Origin of the sequence: Fibrobacter sp. UWB3, from assembly GCF_002210405.1 — a bacterium.
GTDB lineage: Bacteria > Fibrobacterota > Fibrobacteria > Fibrobacterales > Fibrobacteraceae > Fibrobacter.
The window spans coordinates 275,746-292,168 of sequence record NZ_MWQJ01000003.1; the positions used below are offsets into that span (position 1 = coordinate 275,746).

At 47.9% G+C, this 16,423-nt stretch carries 13 protein-coding genes; 7 read left to right on the forward strand and 6 right to left on the reverse strand.

Annotation, left to right across the window (positions count from 1 at the left end):
• Window positions 1–125: 125 nt before the first annotated feature.
• Together B7991_RS05460 and B7991_RS05465 are read left to right on the forward strand one after the other, a co-directional pair.
• Entirely contained in the window at window positions 126–932 is an 807-nt protein-coding gene (locus tag B7991_RS05460) for an exodeoxyribonuclease III (RefSeq protein ID WP_088629996.1), read from the forward strand.
• Between the two features lie 214 nt (window positions 933–1,146).
• Window positions 1,147–1,992, forward strand: a complete 846-nt coding sequence (locus B7991_RS05465) for a porin family protein (RefSeq protein WP_088629946.1) — start codon at window positions 1,147–1,149, stop codon at window positions 1,990–1,992.
• Window positions 1,993–2,067: 75 nt separating this feature from the next.
• Here B7991_RS05465 and B7991_RS05470 read toward each other — a convergent pair whose 3' ends face one another.
• The 4 genes from B7991_RS05470 to B7991_RS05485 form a co-directional block, all read right to left on the reverse strand.
• Window positions 2,068–2,706 (reverse strand): hypothetical protein, encoded by a 639-nt coding sequence (locus B7991_RS05470; RefSeq protein ID WP_141099840.1) that lies wholly within the window; start codon window positions 2,704–2,706, stop codon window positions 2,068–2,070.
• Window positions 2,707–2,944: 238 nt separating this feature from the next.
• A complete protein-coding gene (locus tag B7991_RS05475) occupies window positions 2,945–4,246 on the reverse strand; it encodes a pyridoxal phosphate-dependent aminotransferase (protein WP_088629948.1) in 1,302 nt (433 codons plus the stop codon).
• Window positions 4,247–4,710: 464 nt separating this feature from the next.
• Window positions 4,711–6,129 carry a sensor domain-containing diguanylate cyclase gene (locus tag B7991_RS05480; protein ID WP_088629949.1) on the reverse strand — a complete coding sequence of 473 codons (1,419 nt, stop codon included), beginning with the start codon at window positions 6,127–6,129 and terminating at the stop codon, window positions 4,711–4,713.
• Complete coding sequence (locus tag B7991_RS05485; RefSeq protein WP_088629950.1) at window positions 6,130–7,542, reverse strand: GGDEF domain-containing protein; 1,413 nt, start codon at window positions 7,540–7,542, stop codon at window positions 6,130–6,132. It lies immediately after the preceding gene.
• Between the two features lie 146 nt (window positions 7,543–7,688).
• Here B7991_RS05485 and B7991_RS05490 point away from each other — a divergent pair, with 146 nt between their 5' ends.
• The gene (locus B7991_RS05490) at window positions 7,689–8,105 is read left to right on the forward strand and encodes a type I restriction enzyme HsdR N-terminal domain-containing protein (protein ID WP_088629951.1); all 417 of its coding nucleotides are present in this window, start codon (window positions 7,689–7,691) and stop codon (window positions 8,103–8,105) included.
• Window positions 8,106–8,164: 59 nt separating this feature from the next.
• On the opposite strand, the gene xseA is transcribed toward B7991_RS05490, so the two are convergent.
• A complete protein-coding gene (xseA, locus tag B7991_RS05495) occupies window positions 8,165–9,463 on the reverse strand; it encodes an exodeoxyribonuclease VII large subunit (protein WP_088629952.1) in 1,299 nt (432 codons plus the stop codon).
• 190 nt (window positions 9,464–9,653) lie between these two features.
• Between xseA and B7991_RS05500 the strand changes: the two genes are divergently transcribed.
• From B7991_RS05500 to B7991_RS05515, 4 genes are all read left to right on the forward strand, one after another.
• The gene (locus tag B7991_RS05500; RefSeq protein WP_233138364.1) at window positions 9,654–9,854 is read left to right on the forward strand and encodes a type II toxin-antitoxin system Phd/YefM family antitoxin; all 201 of its coding nucleotides are present in this window, start codon (window positions 9,654–9,656) and stop codon (window positions 9,852–9,854) included.
• A gap of 186 nt (window positions 9,855–10,040) precedes the next feature.
• Window positions 10,041–10,970 carry an Rpn family recombination-promoting nuclease/putative transposase gene (locus tag B7991_RS05505; protein WP_088629954.1) on the forward strand — a complete coding sequence of 310 codons (930 nt, stop codon included), beginning with the start codon at window positions 10,041–10,043 and terminating at the stop codon, window positions 10,968–10,970.
• A 232-nt stretch (window positions 10,971–11,202) separates the two neighbouring features.
• The gene (locus tag B7991_RS05510) at window positions 11,203–13,002 is read left to right on the forward strand and encodes an FISUMP domain-containing protein (RefSeq protein WP_088629955.1); all 1,800 of its coding nucleotides are present in this window, start codon (window positions 11,203–11,205) and stop codon (window positions 13,000–13,002) included.
• Window positions 13,003–13,037: 35 nt separating this feature from the next.
• Window positions 13,038–14,861, forward strand: a complete 1,824-nt coding sequence (locus tag B7991_RS05515; RefSeq protein WP_088629956.1) for a fibrobacter succinogenes major paralogous domain-containing protein — start codon at window positions 13,038–13,040, stop codon at window positions 14,859–14,861.
• 110 nt (window positions 14,862–14,971) lie between these two features.
• On the opposite strand, the gene B7991_RS05520 is transcribed toward B7991_RS05515, so the two are convergent.
• Window positions 14,972–16,414 (reverse strand): NADH-quinone oxidoreductase subunit N, encoded by a 1,443-nt coding sequence (locus tag B7991_RS05520; RefSeq protein ID WP_088629957.1) that lies wholly within the window; start codon window positions 16,412–16,414, stop codon window positions 14,972–14,974.
• Window positions 16,415–16,423: the final 9 nt, after the last annotated feature.

Sequence of the window (16,423 nt, forward strand, 5' to 3'; positions counted from 1 at the left end):
TTTTTTGCTCATAAAGACAAAATTGTAAAGTTTTATTAACTTTATGGAGGGGATGATAGCTTTCTACCCTTTGGAGTTTGAAAAAATATTCTATCTTTGGCGTGAAAATTGAGATTGGGGTCAAAATGAAGATCTACAGCTGGAACGTCAACGGTATTCGTTCCGTACTGAAAAAAGGCTTTGAAGATTGGTTCACTGCGACCGATCCCGATGTGCTTTGCCTTCAGGAAGTCCGCGCTGAAAAAAGCCAGGTCGCTGAAGTTGCAAGCCGTGAAGGCTATTATACCTACTGGAACGCTTGCAAGCGCAAGAAGGGTTACAGTGGTGTGGCCGTGTATTCAAAGATTGAACCGGATGCGGTCAACTACGGCTTTGATATCGAGGAATTCGATGTTGAAGGCCGTGTGCTCCAGCTGGTGTTCCCGGATTGGGTGCTTAATTGCATTTACTTCCCGAATGGTGGCCAAGGGGACGATCGCCTGGATTACAAGCTCCGCTTTTATGACGCATTCCTTGAAAACTGTAAACAATGGTTGGCCGATGGCAAGCATGTGGTGACCGTAGGGGATTACAATACCTGCCACAAGGAAATCGATATTGCACGTCCGAAGGAAAACGAGAACGTGAGCGGTTTCTTGCCGATTGAACGCGCCTGGATGGACAAGTACGTCGAAAACGGCTTTGTCGATACATTCCGCACGTTGCATCCGGATACCCGCGATGCCTATTCCTGGTGGTCAAATCGCTTTGGCGCCCGTGAACGCAATGTCGGTTGGCGTTTGGATTACGGCTTTGTCGATGCAGCGCTCATGCCTAATGTGGTGAGCTCCGAAATTTTGAGCGATGTCAAAGGTTCGGACCATTGCCCGATTTGCTTGGAACTGGAACCGCCGTTCCTCCCAATCCCCATCAAGAAATCGGAAGACATCTAGTTTGTTTCTCGAGAATCCCGCACAAAAGAGCGGGATTCTTTTTTTGGACGCAAGACGAAAAATTTGGTTGTAAGTTTTTGTCTATAAGAATTGCTATAACGTTTTGGTCCTTTACAACAAAAAAATTCTAACATATGAAAAAAATAACTTGTTTTTAAACGCTTTTTAAACTACATTGACGGTAAGTTTTTAAACTCTAGAAAGGAGAAAATATATGCTTAAAAAGCTCATTTTGGCAGCTCTTGTTGTGACGAGTGCTGTATTTGCACAGAATAACTTTAAGTTTGGTGCTCATGCTGCCGGTAGTTTTGGTACAGCTTGGGGCGACAATACCGACTTGCTCGAAATTGGCTGGGGCGCTGGTTTTAATGTCGGTGCTGAAGCTAAGTATGTTGTGAACCCGATGTTCTCTGTTGTGGCTGGTCTTGGTATTGATTATCGCCGAATTTCTTGGGATTATGGCGAAATGATGAAGAAAACGTTTGGTGCGTTTATGGATGAAGATGATTTATATAGCCAAATTGAATTTTATAGCCAATTTAGTGGATATAGTGGAATTAATAGAGCTCAAGCAGAAAAGGTGATGGATATGTTTTATAGCATGAAAGTTACGTTCTCTTTCCTGTACATCGATATTCCTGTGGTAGCCCGTATTAATCCGGTCCCGAATTTCTTTATTGATGCCGGTGCTTATTTGGGTATTAACGTAAGTGCTAGCGCAACGAGAGAAGTCGAATCGCTTGGTATGGAAGATACTGAAGATATCGATGGTGATATGAAGAGCACTGTGGACTTTGGTCTTATTGCGGGTCTTGGCTATTCTATTACGGATAAGATTGATATCAATTTCCGTGCTGTATTTGGCTTGACGAATATGATTGACATGGATAAGGTCGGTTCTTCTGCTGTAAACTTTGCTAGCAACGCCTCCAGCTATGGTTCTAGCTACTATGGCTTCGATGAAGAAGACGAAGAAGATGAAGAAGATGAAGACTCTTCTACAAGTTTCGGCTTCAAGAACATGCGTTTCCATCTCGGTGTGACCTTCTGGTTCATGTAATCTAAGACTTGTACTTAAAAAAGAGCTCCCGACACTGATGTGCCGGGAGTTCTTTTTTTTAGAGAAAAAATCTAATTAGAAGTTATAGAAAACAGTGACGTTGAATATGGTCGGTTCATCGATACCTTCAATATTGTAACGGTCGCCTCCAGTAATCTCTACGGATGCATCCAGAGTCACATTATCAGAAAGCTTGAACTTTGCACCTATATCAAAGATAACACCGTTGTTTCCGCCTACGTCGTCAGAGGAACAGGTGCCGCCGTAACAGTTACTGACGCTGGCTTCTTCGCCCTTGATGATGTTGAGGGCTGCATAAATAGTAAAGTTGCTGAACAAGACGTCGACTTCCGTACCAAAGTGGAGGTATTGATTATTCCAGGCGTCGCCCAGCATATAGCCAATGTACTTGGCCCATATAACGCTTGTGAAAATGTTTGAGTGCTGCAGACCAAAATCAACAGCGAAATTATCTTGTCCCATATCGTTACTGCTTGGCAGGTAACCGTCTACGTAGAGGCTGAATCCCGTTGAAAGCTGAAATTTCAAACCGAATTGAGGGTTCATGATACCGCTCAGATTGGACTCGTCAATCCCCTTGTGGGTGCCGTCGATGCTGAAGAATCCAAAAGGAACAATTGTAGAAAGTTCAAGCCAGCTAAACGGTGAAAAACGAGCGCCCACAGCAAGCATCGGACCTGAAATTGGATCCATGGTCATGTAGCTAATTTGACCTGCAACTTGGATAGATCCTTTTTCTTGGATGGGAAGGTTGTCCCATGATGCGTGAGACAAAGTTGCCAATAAGGCAAAACCGGTGATTAATTTTTTTATCATACATTCCTTCTTTTATTTGTTTTGGTACAATATACAAAATAAAAATCCTGGCACTTTGTGTGTCAGGATCTTTGAACTTATAACTATTGGTCGATAAATAATTAATGACCAACAACTAACTATGCAGGTATTCGATGATGGCGTCGTGAATCGTGGTGAACACGCTTCTGAGCTCGTCTTCGTCTTCTTCCAAGAGCGTCACGCGGAAGCCCTTGAGGTCCGTGCAGAAGCTTGTACTCGGCACAACGCAGATGCCCTTTGCGCCCAAGAGATAGTACACGAAACGATAGTCGAGATTCGTCGTCTTGCTGCACCATTCTTCGACTTTCTTCTTGATAATCGGATTGTCGATCTTCAGTGTCTGGTGATTGTTGAGAGTCCCTTCGCGGAAGATGATGGTGTTGTAGAATGCGCCGTAAGTCGGGTTGAAATACAGCTCCGGAATGTCGGAGAGGATTTCGTTGATGATGGCGCTCCTGCGGCCGATCTTTTCGTTCAAGGCCTTGCGGTGTTCCATAAAACGCTTGTCGCCGAGAACGCGCGGAATCGTCATCTGCGGGAGCGTCGTGGAGCAAACTTCGACCATCTTGGCGTTGTCGATAGCGCGGCAGAAGGCGTCGAACTGTTCGTCCTTGTCACGGTTGTAGTATTCTGCCCAGCCGCAACGAGCACCCGGCCACGGGTATTCCTTGGAAATGCCCTTGAGCGCAATGCCCGGGACATCGCCGATGTATTCAGCGAGCGCATAAGCATGGGCGCCATTGTACGTAATCTTGTTATAGATTTCGTCGCAGATGATGAAGAGGCCGTAGCGCTTGGCAATGTCAACAATCTTCTGGAGGATTTCGAGCGGGTAGACCATGCCGGTCGGATTGTCCGGGTTCAAAATCAAGATGCCCGCGATGCTCGGGTTGTACTTCACCTTGTTCTCGAGTTCTTCGAGGTCCGGGTACCAGTGGTTTTCCGGCTGCAGACGGTAGGTAATCGGTGCCGTGTGAGCATGGGCGGCTTCGGCAGAGCTATGCGTAGAGTAGGCCGGGGCCGGTCCGATGATACGGGTGTTCATCGAGAGCAGGCCATAGATGGTGGCGATGGCGTCACCGAGGCCGTTGAAGAACAGGATGTCATCGACGTTGATCTGTGCACCGCCGAGCTTGTTGTTCTCCTTCACCAGGAATTCGCGGGTCTCGAGCATGCCCTTGGAGGGGCAGTAGCCGTAGCTGCGGTTTGTGCGGACGAGGTCCACAACAATGTCCTTGATCCAGTCGGGAACCTGGCATTTCTTTTCAATCGGGTCGCCGATGTTTTCCCAATGGATTGGCAAGCCGAGTGCCTTGAGCTGGTTCGCCTTCTTCACGATCTCGCGGATTTCGTAAGAAAGTTCCTTAGCACCTTCGCTCAACAATCTTCTACGCATTTTTGACTCCTATAGCGGTATCGAAAATTCACATTTTACTGCGTAATTATAGAATAATATTCATTCTGTAATGTTATGCCTGCGTCATCCAGAGCCTTGAATCTTATTCCAATGTCATCCTGAGCCCTGTAAAGGGCGAAGGATCCAGTGTATTATTCGGTAAGAACTTTCGATTCCTTGTTTTATGGTTAAAGTTTTGGGTATAAAAGTTTGGATATAAAAAATAGGGCTGCCTTTTTCGGGGCTGCCCTTGAAACTTTTAATCTGAGTTTTTTGCGTTAAGCTTTACAGATTTTGGTTTCTTTGGACAGCCCCATAATAGCTCGGGCTGCTGCCGGGCTTGCTGCCTTTGCTGCGTTAGCTGCAAATCTTGCATCTGCTATTGCGATGTTGTTCTGTCCAAAGATATTCATGTGCAAAAATATAGTTCCGCCTAGTGCAAATGTCAAGAGCGTTTTGTGACTTTATAAAAAGCGCTTTCTGTTGGCGGGGAACCGGTCATAGTAACGCTTCTTGTCTTCGTACATGCGGACATCGGCTTCGTGCATGGCTGTGCGGATGTCTCCACCGTTTGCATCGTAGTAGAATCCGACGGCAAAACTGACCTTGCCCGGAATCATCGATTTTTCGCGGAGAGCTTTGACTTTGGCTTCGAGCTCTTCTTTCGACTTGTCGAGTGCGATAATCAAGAATTCGTCGCCACCTGCGCGGTAGAATTCGCAACCGTCGAACGTGAATTTTAAAAGCTGTGAGGCGTCTTTTAAAAGCTTGTCGCCAGCGTCGTGACCTTTGTTGTCGTTGACTGGCTTGAGGCCGTTCAAGTCTGCAAAGATGATACCGAGCGACTTGTACTGCACTTCGCCATTCAAAAACTGCGTCACGCGATTGTTCATGGAATTACGGTTCATGACGCCCGTCAAGAGGTCCATGCTGCTGAGTAGTTCTAGCTGGTTCAAAAGCTGGTAGTTCGCAATTTCCGAGGCGACAAAGAATGCCGAAAGCTCAAGTGTTTCACGTATGTAGAGCGTGTTCGACGTGTCGAAATTCGTGGCCCAGAAAAAGCCTAGAGTAAGGCCGTTGTATTCGAGTGGCAAGAGGACAAGGCTACGGACGTTAGCGGCTACAAGCGAATTGTACCATGCCGGGTTTTCCAGATGGATGACTTCGAGGTCGTCCTTGTTCTTGATCATCAGGCAATTGCTTCCGTTCAGTGTCTTTATCCAGGACCTTGCGTAATCGACAAAGTTCTCGGATTTGAGTTCACGAATGGAACGGATCTCGGAATCCGGCTTTAAGGCATCGCTAAATACGGACCACGTGTTGTCATTGAAGTCCGTCAGCATCACGCAGCAATAGCTTGCATCACAGATTTTGCGGATGTCCTCGATGACTTCGTCCATGGTCTTTTGCAAGTTTTTAGTACTGCACAACTTGATACAAGTCCGCAATACGTTGGATGAAGTCTTAGCCGAAATGTTCGACATCGCGTCGACATTTTCTTCGAACGTAATTTCCTGGGAGTAGCTACAATACGCCTTTTTCGGGTCGTCAATAGCGAGTGGCATCATGTACAGGTTGATGCTGAAGGTGTAGCGCTCGGGGCGGATGTAGGCGTGTACAGGTTTCTTTTTGATGGCACATTCGTAGCAGAAGTTCTCGAAGTTGAGTTCCTTCTTCATGTAGCGTTCGTAGCTACTGCCGGGGACAAACTTTTCCTTAAAGACGACATTGCCATCTTTGTCGACATTTTCCATGGCGCGGATATACAGGTCATTTGCGGCCTCGATACGGATGGTGCCGATTCTGTCATCATCGCGTTTTTCGACCGACAAGATGCTTGTCATCGTGTGGAAGTTATCTACAAATTTCTGCAAATCCATCATTTAACGATTCCTGCACTCAGGGTGCCTTTCATAAAAAGCTTTTTTATCGTTGTACATGTTAGCGTCGGCTTCGCGCATGGCTTTTCGGATGTCGCCACCATTTTCTTCGTAATAGAATCCGACGGCAAAACTGATTTTGTTCGGGTCGTCCGATTTCTTTCGGAGCGTCTCAACTTTGTGGCTTAGAGTTTCTTTGGTGTTCTCCATGTCGATAATCAGGAACTCGTCGCCACCGGCGCGGTAAATCTCTGAATTTTCGAAAGTCGACTTGAGAATTTCTGCACCGTCTTTTAGCAACTGGTCGCCTGCACCGTGGCCTTCGCTGTCGTTGACGTATTTGAGGTTGTTCAAGTCGGCAAAGACAATCCCATAGCTGTTTGGAACTCTTTCGCGGCCGGATAATATCTTGAGAATGCGGTTGTTCATTGCGTTGCGGTTCTTGACTTCGGTCAAGAGGTCCGTAGAACTCAGCTTTTCGAGTTTTTGCAGCAGCTGGTAGTTGGCTATTTCCGATGCGATAAAGTACGTCGAAAGTTCGAGCGTTTCCTTGATGTGGTCCGTTTCTTCGAGAGCAAAGTTGGTTGCCCAGATGAATCCGATGATGTCATCGTTGTACTTGAGCGGGAACAGCGCAAGCCTTTCAATGTTTGCTGACCGCAAGGACTTATACCAAGCCGGGTGACGGGCCTTGATATCTTCCTTGTCTTGTTCGTTCTTGATGAGCAAGCAAGTGCTCCCGTTGATGATGTCTAGCCAGGACTTGGCGTAGTCGATAAATTCATCGTTCAAAAAGTCTGCAAGCGTGTGCCTGCCGATTTCGGGGGCGGAATTTTCGCTGAGCAAGGAGCATTTGCGTGCCTTGAAGTCCGTCAACATGATGCAGCAGTAATTTGCCTTGCAGATGTTACGGATGTCGGCCATCACCTCGTCCATGGTCTTGAGGAAGTTCTTGGTGCTGCGGAGCTTGATGCAGGTCTTGAGCACATCGGCAGTTGTCTTTGCCGAAAGGCCTTGCAAGGAATCCGTGTTCATATCGGTCGACAGTTCTTGCGTGTAGGTGCAGTAGCACTTGAACGGGTCTTCAAAATCGAGGGGCAGGCTGAAGATATTGAACCAAACATCGAACCTTTCTGGGTGAATGTAGGCGTGCATCGGCTTTTTGAGGACGGCGCTGCTATAGATAAAATGTTCGAAGTTCAGGTCCTTGGGAATATACGCAGTGTATTCCTGACCTGGGACAAACCTTTTGCCAAACGGCATGTCGATAAGATTGCCACTATTTTTTTCGAAGGAATCGATATATGCCTTGTTCCCGACTTCGATACGCATCTTGCCGTAGCCGTTCGGCTTTTTTTCGACGGACATGATGCAGGTCATCGAATCGAACTGATTGACATATTCCTGTAAATCCATATTTGCTCCTTCGTAGGCTTTTTGTAAATAAAAAGTCATTATAAAGATAATATGAAACACGCAAGTTGGGTTGACTTGTTTAACTTTTTTTGTAATTTCGCTTTGAAATGGGGTGATTTTCCTCACGTTTTTTTATATTCACGCCAATGACCCACGATACGCTATTTGACCCGATTCGCAAAAAGGATGTCCCTGCAACGCCCGAAGAACATGTTCGCCAGGCGACGGTGCGCTATTTGGTCGATGTAGTAAAGGTTCCGGAGCACTTGATCGCGGTGGAATTTCCGCTTTCGTCGATTGATGTAAAGACGTCGGACCGCGTGGATATCTTGGTGCATAATTTTAGGGCGGGGGCGCCTCTGAACAAGCCATGGCTCCTGGTGGAGTGCAAGGCTCCGGGTGAATACACGTGGCCAGTGTTGCAACAGCAATTGAACAAGTATTTGCAAGTGCTGACACCGAATTACGTGATGCTTGCGCTTGGCGATTGCGTGCGCTATTTTGAGCTGGACTCCGTGACGCACCGTTTCAAGAAAATCGAAAGCTTGCCGGTGTTTGGCTAGGTGCTGTGCGGAGCTTGTCATCCTGAGCGGAGTGCGCAGCACGAAGTCGAAGGATCTAGTTATTGCACCACGGATAGGACGTCCCCGTCGGCGAGTCGTGTTTTGATGGTGTCGCCGCTCTTGAGCTGGCTTGCCTTGCGGATGAATTTTCCGTTTTCGTCTAGCGTGAGCGAATAGCCCTTGGCAAGCGTTGTTTGCGGGTCTGCATTTTTGACTTTTTCGTTGACGAGTTCGAACTTCGATTTTGCGAGGTCGAGAATTTTTCGGGAACCTTGCTTTAAACCTTCATGGTTGCGGTCTAAACGCTCGTGCTCAGACTTTATATAAAATGCGGTGTCTTTTTTTATGGAGGCGGCGATGAGCACATGTTTCGATTTCTCGTTTTGGATGAGCCCGAAAACTTTTTGCTGGAGCTGGTTCCCCATCGTGCCGAGTTGCTTGTTGCTTTCGGTGAGCAAATCGCGTGCGCCATCGGCAATGCTTGCCATCGCTTCAGTCATTCGGTTCCAGCTATCCGTGACGCGTTCCACGAGACGCTTCGCGCAGTCCGTGGGCGTGATGCACGAGAGGTAAGCGACTTCGTCCAAAAGGCAGCGGTCGATTTCGTGACCGATTCCCGTAAAGACGGGGGTGGGGTAGTTTGCTACCGCTCGGCAAAGCGCTTCGCTATCAAAGAAGTTCAAATCAGTTTTTGCACCGCCACCGCGCACAATGCAGACAACGTCTAAATTGGGGTCGCTTTGGAGCTGTTCCAGTGCGGCGATGATGCTCCCTTCTGTTTCGTTCCCTTGCATCCGCGCATAGACCGTCGTGACTTCGAATGCGAACGGAGACGCTTCAAGTCGCGTGGTGAAGTCCTTGTACGCGGCCGTATTTTCGCCGGTGATAAGCCCCACGCGGAGCGGAACGTCGGCAAGTTCGAGTTGCTTGTTCTTTTCGAGCAGGCCTTCCATCGCAAGGCGCTTCAAAATGGCGCTTTTGGTGAGTGCAAGTTCGCCAATCGTGTAAACCGGATCGATGTCCAGAATTTGCGCTTGCAACTTTCCGTACGGGATGTACAGTTCTGCGCGCACGAGAAAATTGACTTTCAAATCGTGCTTTAGCGTAAACGGTTGCGAAAGGCTTGAAATCTTGGCGAGAATCGCATCGTACTTGGCGGTGTAGCAGTAAAGGGCGAGGGTGGCCTTGGGCTTCACGTCGCCATCGGCAAAGTCCGCAATGCTCAGGTAAACGCCCGACGGCTTTTCCGCAATTTGCGAAATGACCCCATGCACCCACACCGCAGGTGTTGATTCTACGGTGTTCTTGAGCGAACGCATGTACTGCGTGACCGAAAATGTGCGAACTTCTTGATCCATTTTTTGATGTCACCCCGGACTGTCATCCCGGACTTGTTCCGGGACGGGGTCACCTTTTGCATTGTCATGCCCGCGAAGGCGGGCATCTCCTTTCAAACATTTTGACGTTAATTATAATAATAATTAAATTCTGTATGAAAAATTATGGATCCTCCTAGCGGAGGATGACGTAGAGGGAAAAGGACTCGCCGTGTCGAAAGTAGTTTCTGCAATGGATATGCGTCAGAATTTTGGGACGCTCTTGAACCAGGTCGCCATCAAGGACGAAGAAATCGTCATTGAACGCGCTGGCAAGCCTTTGGCACGCCTCGTGAGCATGAATTCTGCCACAAGTGGCAAGCTGGACTTTCGCGATATCGGCAAGTTGCCCAACGACATCTGGAACGAATAGTTATAAACACAATTAAACTAAAAAACTCACCCGAAGTCTACCAAAGACCTCGGGTGTTTTTTTATAAATCGCAATTTTACAATAAATTTGTGGTCTAAAATCGCGAAAAATGCGTGTTAATATAATGGATGGGGAGCAATTTTCTGTCTATGAGCCGACATTTTCGGAATTTAATAATGGATATCTATGGAAAACAACAATAACATTACAGAAGCCCATTGGGGAAAAACAATTAGCGAGGCAAGAACTTATGAGGAATATAGGGGAGCGGGAGTCTTTGCAGACCTTCTTACGGACAGGACATTCAAGAAAGCCTTCAATCCCGACACTAAGAACAAGGTTTGTCTGATAGCGCTCTTGAATGCTGTGCTTGAAGGAGAAATATCATCGCCGATTGTGGACGTTCAGTCCCGCGATAAGGAATTCAATAATGGGTCAAATGAAAACCGGACAACAGTCTTTGACTTGTACTGCATCGATTCGGCACAGCGACGCTTTATTATCGAAGTGCAGCTCCTTATGCAAGAAAACATTGTCAACCGTGCGATTTATTACGCATCGCAGACTGTCATTGCGCAGGGCGAACGTGGACAAAAGTACAATTATGAGCTGAAACCTGTTGTTACAGTAGTTTTTATGGAATTCAATGTATTTGTCGATGACCGCTATATCCGCCGTGCCAAGATCCGTGAAATCAATGGGGCTAGCGTTAGCGATGTCCTTTCTTTCGCTTTTGTGGAACTTCCGAAGTTCAACAAGCCTCTGGACCAACTTGAAACAACGCTAGACAGGGGGCTTTACGCGCTCAAGAACATGAAAAACATGACGCAAATGCCCAAGCAGTATGCCAATACGGCATTTGAGCTCTTGTTTTCAAGTGCATATTTGGCTAAATTATCGAAAGAGGAACAGAAAATGATTGATGAAGCGCAGAAAGCCAAATGGGATGAATATGCAATCAACAAGGCCGCCCTTGATCGAGGCCGTAATCAAAAGGCTCGCGAAGTGGCAAAAGATTTGCTTATTGAAGGTGATTCTGTAGAAAAGGTCGTACGCGTTTCAAAGCTTTCTGAAGCTGATGTCTTAGCGATTAAAGCGGAAATCGATCAAAAGTAATTAATGCTCTAGGCATTAAAAAAGCCAATGACAGTAAAACTAATCCGAGGTCAATCAAAGACCTCGGATGTTTTTTTTCATTGATTCTGCCACTTGCGACTGTGGCAATTTGTTGTCAAAATCCTTGACAATTTCATTGGTATAGCTATATTTTGTCCGTGATGTTTTTATTCTTACAAAACACTTATTTTTATGCGGTTTTGTTACAAGTTTAACCAAAGGGAACAATGACATGAAAACCAGAACCCAAAAGATGCTGGTCGCGCTTGCAGGTGCGCTGTCTGCAACGGCTCTTTTGACCTCTTGCGGCGAAGAACTCGCTCAACTTACAAATTCCGACTTAAATACGGTCGCATCGCTTAAGGACCTGGGCAATTGTAATTCTAAAAACAAAGGTCGTATGGTTTATGTTGATAGTTCCGATGCTATTTACTTCTGTGCCGACAGTGTCTGGAAAGAGGTGAATTTCTCGGAAGCCAAGGGTGTTGACGGCAAGGATGGCAAAAACGGCGCCGACGGCAAGAATGGAACTAACGGCAAGGATGGGACAAATGGAACATCCTGTATTGTAGAGGCTCTGAAAGACGGCTCTGGGTATGACGTACTATGTGCTGGCAAAAAGGTCGGAACAATCACGAACGGTAAGGACGGCGCAAAAGGTGCTGACGGCAAGAATGGCACTAACGGCTCAAATGGCAAGTCTGCATACGAAATAGCCAAGGAAAACGGCTTCAAGGGTACAGAAGCTGATTGGCTTGCTTCGCTGACGGGTGCGCAGGGTTCAAGTTGTTCCGTCAAAGCCAATGAAGAAAAGAATGGCTTTGATTTGGTTTGCGGTGATAAAACCGTTACGCTTACGAATGGAAAAGACGGCAAAAGCGTTACCGGACCTGCGGGTGAAAGTTGCTCGGCTAGATCTATTGAAGGTAGCGTTGTAATTACCTGTGGCGATTCGGAACCGGTCGTAATTCAGAATGGCACGAACGGATTAGACGCAAGTGATGATGGCTGCAAGATCGTTAGCGACAAGGGTGGAGTTGTTACGTTTGAGTGCCGCGAGGGCGAGGACGTTCGGACTAAAAAACTCTACAAGGCCACATGCAACAACGAGCCTTTTGATCCGGAAACCCATTTCTGCTATTTCAATGAAGAAGAACGAACCTTTTCTGTCGTGGAACTGTGCGGTGGAAGGACCTATATTCCAGGCGATGACCTCTGTGAAGAAGGTAAGCTGCAGAAGTTGTGCCATTTGGAATGTAATTCTGAAGGATGCACTTATCACCGTTATGATGTAGATGTCCAGTTCTGCTATGGTATTGATTTGTATGACCTGTGCGACGGCAAGGATTACGACCCCACGATGTACAGGTGCAAGAATAACAAGTTGGAAAAAATTGTTTGCGGAGGAAGCAAATTAGACCTAGAGAAGCAGTTCTGTGCAACGAGAGGCGGCGTGGAAGAACGTGCCTACAATATTGTGAAAATCGGCGAGCAGACCTGGATGGCCGAGAACCTGAACTATGAAACAGAAAATAGCTGGTGTGGTGGCGGATCGGGAACGACAGATGGCGATTGCGCGAAGTACGGCCGCGTGTATACTTGGGCTGCCGCTATGGGCAAGACTGAAGAAGAGTGTGGCGGTGATGAATCTTGCGACTTGGGTTCGGGCTACGTGCAGGGTGCATGCCCCGATGGCTGGCATCTGCCGGATGCGGATGAGTTTAAGACTCTTGCTTCTAGCGTGGATCCGACTTTTACAGATTGGAGGGAAGATAACGAAGTCTGTAAGAATCTTAAGTCAAGCGAAGGCGGGGTGACTTATTTGTTCTCGGCTTTGCCTGCTGGCGCAAGAACCGACTTGGGGCGTTATGTAAACGAAGATGACGGCGCATACTTTTGGAGTACTTTAGAGTCCGGTTTTGGCAGCTATGTGCACTTTTTCAGTTTGTTCTCTGGATCTGACAAGGGTTCACTTGATGAATTGATCAAGAGTTATGCTATTTCGGTTCGCTGCTTGAAGGATGAACCGTAGGTTTTTACCGCAATCTCTCATAAAGGAATGATATTATGAATACGAAAACTAAAAAGTTGTTCATCTCGCTTGCAGGTACATTATCTGCAACGGCTCTTTTGACCGCTTGCGGTGAAGAACTTGACCAACTTACAAATGCCGATTTAAATACGGTTGCATCGTTTAAAGACCTGGGCGATTGCAATTCCAAGAACAAAGGCCGCATGGTTTATGTCGATAGTTCCGATGCTATTTACTTCTGTGCCGACAGCGTCTGGAAAGAGGTGAATCTCTCTGAAGTCAAAGGTTCTGACGGTAAGGATGGAGCCAATGGCAAGGATGGCAAAAATGGTGCTGATGGCAAAGACGGTAAGGATGGAACATCCTGTACTGTAGAGGCGCTGAAAGACGGTTCCGGGTATGACGTGCTATGCGGTGGCAAAAAGGTCGGGACTCTCTTGAATGGTAAGGACGGTGCTAAAGGAGCCGATGGTAAAAACGGAACCAATGGCTCGAATGGCTCAAACGGCAAGTCTGCTTACGAAATTGCAAAGGAAAACGGTTTCAAGGGAACTGAAGCCGAGTGGCTTGCTTCGCTGGCGGGCGCACAGGGTTCAAGTTGCTCCATCAAAGTCAATGAACAAAAGAACGGCTACGACTTGACTTGCGGTGATAAAACCGTTACGATTACGAATGGAAAAGACGGCGAAAGCGTTACCGGCCCTGCGGGCGAAAGCTGCTCGACCAAGTCGGTCGAAGGCGGCGTTGAAATAACCTGTGGCAAATCCGAACCGGTCGTCATCAAGGACGGCTCAAATGGAAAAGATGCCAGTGACGATGCTTGCAGGGTTGTTGGCGACAAGGCTGGTGTCGTTACGCTTGAGTGCGGCAAGGGTGAGAATGTCCAGATTGAAAAGTTCTACAAGGCAACGTGCAACAACGAGCCTTTTGATCCGGAAACCCACTTCTGCAATTTCAATGAAAAAGAAGGAGTCTTTGCTGTTCTTGAACTGTGTGGCGGAAAGGCCTATAATCCGAGCGAAGTCATCTGTAAGGACGGAAAACGACTGAAGTCGTGCCCTTCGGAATGCAATTCTGAAGATTGCGAAGATAGTCTCTATGACATGGATGCTCAGTTCTGTTATGCTAAGGTTGTGTATGACCTGTGCAATGGCAAGGATTACAATCCGATGAAGTTTGAATGCGTAGAAAACGAATTACAGAAATTTACTTGCGGTGAAAGTGAATATGACCGTGGAACGCAGTTCTGTGCAAAGCGAGGCGATGTTGTGGAACGAGTCTACAAGAAGGTGAAAATCGGCGAACAGATTTGGATGGCTGAAAACCTGAACTATGAAATTGAAGACAGCTGGTGCGGTGGCAATCGCAAAAGTGGTGATTTTGATGGAGGCGACTGCGACACCTACGGTCGCTTGTACACCTGGGCCACTGCCATGGGCAAGCCTGAGAACGAGTGCGGTAGCAATCATGACTGCGACCTTGGCACGGGCTACGTTCAGGGCATTTGCCCGGACGGCTGGCATGTGCCGAGCGATGTGGAATGGGATACCCTGATCGACGCTGTGGGCGGGATTTCCACGGCGGGTCAGAAACTCAAGGCCCAGACTCTTTGGAAAGCGGTTGATGGCATCGAGAACGAGGATGCGTACGGTTTCTCGGCGCTCCCTGCAGGCTTTAAGTATGTCAATTTTGCCTTCACCACTGATGGCAACCACGCAGGCTTCTGGGGTGCCAAACAGTGGGATGAAAATAGGAGTTACGGCTACACCAGGACTATGAAATCCAGCAGCAACAGCGTGAACAATGGTGGCTACTTCCAAAAGGACTATGCCTACTCTATACGTTGCTTGCAGGACTAAGCCTAAAATTCTAGTAACAATAAACTAAAAATAAAAAACGCCTCCGACTTAGTCGGAGGCGAAATTGTAATGTCATTCTCCGTTAGGAGAATCAAGGCGTTTCCCCTTGTTTAATTCATAAACCCGGCAAAGATGTTGTTGCTCAGGAAAGGAACAAAGCCGAGGAGGATTACCGCGATGCTCAGCAAAATGATGACTTCGCGCTGGCGCTTGGTGAGGCGGAGCGGGTTCAAATGTCCGTCAGGTTCATCGACCCAGGCGGCCTTGATGAGCTGCAAGTAGTAGAAGAGCGCAATGACGTTGTTCAAAACGGCGAATGCCACGAGCGCGTAATGGCCTGTTGAAGCTCCGCTGAAGAACAGGTGGAACTTGCCAAAGAAACCGGCGAGAGGCGGAATGCCTGCCAAGCTGAACATCGAAATCGCAAGGGCGATGGCGAGGCTCGGGTTCTGTTTTGAAAGCCCGCGGAGCGACTGGAAAGTCTCTTCGCGGTGATGCCCGATGATGCCGAATACGAAGAAGGCGAGGTAGTTCGAAACGGCATAGACAAAGAGGTAATAGATGATAGCAGTCTTTGCTGTTGTTGCAGGGCCAAGCAATGCGATCATGATGTAGCCTGCCTGAGCGATAGAGCTGTAAGCCATGAAACGGCGGAGGCGGCTTTGCTTGAGTGCGCCGAGGTTTCCGACAAAGAGCGTGACGCCTGCGAGGAGCGCAATGAGCGGTGCCATCTTGTCTTGAATCGGGGAGAGTGGGCCATAGACGAGCACGACGAGGAACGCGATTGCTGTTGCCTTCGAGGTGACAGAAAGCACTGCTGTCACAGGCGTCGGTGCGCCTTCGTAAACGTCCGGAGCCCAGGTGTAGAACGGGAACAGCGTGAGCTTGAATCCGATTCCGCAGAAGAGGAACAGCACGGCAATCCACAAGAGCGGGCTAGAACCGCTTGCGACGGCGGCCTGGATCTCGTTGAAGTGGAGGCTTCCGGAGAAACCATAGAGGTAGCTGAAGCCGAACAGTTCAAATGCCGTTGCAACGGAGCCCATCAAGATGTACTTGGTAGCGGCTTCAGAGCCGTATTGGTCGCGCTTGTTCCAGGCGGCGAGTGCATACATCGGGATGGTCGCAATTTCGAGGCCGAGGAAGAACGTGAGCAAGTCGCAAGCGCTCACGACCGTGAATCCACCGAACGTTGCAAATGCGATGGCGCCAATAAATTCGGCAATCTGGTGCATGGGCGGTTTCTTGTCGGCGCCGTGTTCGAAGTAATCTTTGGAAAGCCACATGCCAAGCAGAGCGCTCACCATGAGCACTTCGCGCATGAGCACGCCGAAGTCGTCCACTTTCCAGTTGCAGATAAAGAACTTGCCGTTGCCGCTCGCGAGCGGGATGAAGTTCAGCAAGAAGAAGATGGCGATAAAGCCGATGTTTGCCATACGCCAAGGGACTTTGGATTGTGTAGTCACGAAAAGGCGTATCCCAATCACGACGAATGGGAAAATCAGCAGCAAAACGTCAGGTAGAATGAAGTTTGGAATTGCAAAATTTGTCATAATTAAACC

Bases quoted from the DNA above. Each gene is read 5' to 3' on its own strand.
- B7991_RS05475 (WP_088629948.1), bottom strand. From the start codon at position 4,246: ATGCGTAGAAGATTGTTGAGCGAAGGTGCTAAGGAACTTTCTTACGAA.
- B7991_RS05490 (WP_088629951.1), top strand. From the start codon at position 7,689: ATGACCCACGATACGCTATTTGACCCGATTCGCAAAAAGGATGTCCCT.
- B7991_RS05520 (WP_088629957.1), bottom strand. From the start codon at position 16,414: ATGACAAATTTTGCAATTCCAAACTTCATTCTACCTGACGTTTTGCTG.
- B7991_RS05465 (WP_088629946.1), top strand. From the start codon at position 1,147: ATGCTTAAAAAGCTCATTTTGGCAGCTCTTGTTGTGACGAGTGCTGTA.
- B7991_RS05480 (WP_088629949.1), bottom strand. From the start codon at position 6,129: ATGATGGATTTGCAGAAATTTGTAGATAACTTCCACACGATGACAAGC.
- B7991_RS05470 (WP_141099840.1), bottom strand. From the start codon at position 2,706: ATGGATCCAATTTCAGGTCCGATGCTTGCTGTGGGCGCTCGTTTTTCA.
- B7991_RS05460 (WP_088629996.1), top strand. From the start codon at position 126: ATGAAGATCTACAGCTGGAACGTCAACGGTATTCGTTCCGTACTGAAA.
- B7991_RS05505 (WP_088629954.1), top strand. From the start codon at position 10,041: ATGGAAAACAACAATAACATTACAGAAGCCCATTGGGGAAAAACAATT.
- B7991_RS05510 (WP_088629955.1), top strand. From the start codon at position 11,203: ATGAAAACCAGAACCCAAAAGATGCTGGTCGCGCTTGCAGGTGCGCTG.
- xseA (WP_088629952.1), bottom strand. From the start codon at position 9,463: ATGGATCAAGAAGTTCGCACATTTTCGGTCACGCAGTACATGCGTTCG.
- B7991_RS05515 (WP_088629956.1), top strand. From the start codon at position 13,038: ATGAATACGAAAACTAAAAAGTTGTTCATCTCGCTTGCAGGTACATTA.
- B7991_RS05485 (WP_088629950.1), bottom strand. From the start codon at position 7,542: ATGGATTTACAGGAATATGTCAATCAGTTCGATTCGATGACCTGCATC.